This is a genomic window from Acidiphilium sp. AL, assembly GCF_025499445.1.
GTDB lineage: Bacteria > Pseudomonadota > Alphaproteobacteria > Acetobacterales > Acetobacteraceae > Acidiphilium > Acidiphilium iwatense.
Genome location: NZ_JAIMBZ010000114.1, coordinates 1 through 1,581, shown reverse-complemented (window position 1 = coordinate 1,581; position 1,581 = coordinate 1). Strand labels below are relative to the sequence as shown.

The window sequence follows — 1,581 nt, the reverse complement described above, 5'->3', positions numbered from 1 at the left end:
TCGGGCCGAACTGGGTTCGCTGCCGCCTGGTCAAGCTCGAACGCGCCAGCGAGGACGGCGCCACCCACATCGCCCTCTGGGAGCCGCGCGACCGGAATTGACGCCAAAGCCCCGTCGCGAGCCATCGCGGCGGGGCTTTTTTCTCCCGTGTCATCGCAATTGCGAGATCATTTCGCCGCGGGGATCGATTTCCCCAGGGGCCGGTTTTCGAGCGTCCCGAACCGCGCTGTCCCATGACCATTCTGGTCCGTGATGCGGCGACCGACGCCGTCGCCGCCCACATCGGCACAACGGGGATTGGACCATGGACGACGAGATCAAACGCGCGAACGACGCCAAAAAAGGCAGCCCTTTTCTCAACACGGCCCAGGCCGCGTATTATGTCGGGCTGTCCGGCCGCGCACTCGAGAAGATGCGCCGCCAGGGGCGCGGCCCGCGCTTTCGCAAGCACGGCCGTTATGTCCGTTACCATATCGCCGATCTCGACGCCTGGTCGGAATCGAGCGGGCGGACCGTGACAGAAGGCGCGGTGGCGCCCCCATATTCGGGGCCGGCGGGGCAGGGGGGACCACATGCCTGAGCCCGCCTTTTTCCGGCCCCGCCACCGTCGCGGGCGCTTTCACCGGAGTAGATACCTTGCCGTCGGAGCGCTCGGGCTCGGCCTGATCGGTGTCATCATGCTGGCCAAGCCACGCCCGCTCGTCATCTACAATGCGAGTGCCAGCGCCCCGATCGGCTTCTATCGCGTGCTGCCCTTGACCGCCCTCTGGAAGGGCGAACTCGTGCTGGTCAGCACGCCCAGATCCGTGCGCCAGCTGGCCGCCGAACGCGACTATCTGCCGGCATCCGTGCCGCTGGTGAAGCGGATCGAAGCGCTTGGTGGCGATACGGTCTGCGCCCATGATCGTGACGTCGCCATCGATGGGCACTATGTCGCCCGCCAGCTCGCCGCGGATAGTCTTGGGCGCCCGTTGCCCGATTGGTCCGGCTGCCAAAGACTCGGACCGCATCAGGTTTTCCTGCTCATGAAAGGCGTGCCGGACTCCTTTGACAGCCGGTATTTCGGTCCAGTCCCGACGCGGTCGATCATCGGCAGGCTGCTACCGTTGTGGCGCCGGTAACGCGGCTGACGCTGGCGGGTTTGATCGTGGGATTGGCGCTGAGACCGTCGATCGTCATCGCCGGATCGGCACCAGTCCAGCATGCGATTGCTAAATCGCCGCTCGATCGCTGGCAGGATTTGATGGACGAGGCATCGCGACGTTTCAATGTCCCGGAAGCCTGGATTCGCGCTGTGATGCGCGCCGAAAGTGGCGGCCACACCATGCTCGACGGCCGCCCGGTCACATCCCGTGCCGGCGCCATGGGTCTCATGCAGCTGATGCCGAAGACCTATGCCGCGCTGCGCATCCGCTACGGTTTGAACGCCGGCCCGTATGATCCAAAGGACAACATTCTGGCCGGAACGGCTTATCTGCGCGAACTCTATCAGCGCTTCGGCTATCCCGACTTGTTCGCCGCGTACAATGCCGGACCTACCCGGTTCGCCGCTTTTCTTGATGCGCACCAGCCGCTTCCCAC

Annotated in this window: 3 protein-coding genes; all 3 read left to right on the top strand. The window is 65.0% G+C overall.

Annotated features, from left to right (window positions below; genetic code table 11):
• Nucleotides 1-304: 304 nt before the first annotated feature.
• Nucleotides 305-580 carry an AlpA family transcriptional regulator gene (locus AiwAL_RS20155; protein WP_262313488.1) on the top strand — a complete coding sequence of 92 codons (276 nt, stop codon included), beginning with the start codon at nt 305-307 and terminating at the stop codon, nt 578-580.
• The gene (locus tag AiwAL_RS20150) at nt 573-1,121 is read left to right on the top strand and encodes a S26 family signal peptidase (protein WP_262313487.1); all 549 of its coding nucleotides are present in this window, start codon (nt 573-575) and stop codon (nt 1,119-1,121) included. Before AiwAL_RS20155 ends, AiwAL_RS20150 begins: the two co-directional genes overlap by 8 nt.
• The coding region (locus tag AiwAL_RS20145; protein ID WP_262313486.1) for a lytic transglycosylase domain-containing protein at nt 1,109-1,581 on the top strand (473 nt) is incomplete at its 3' end. The genes AiwAL_RS20150 and AiwAL_RS20145, both read left to right, overlap by 13 nt.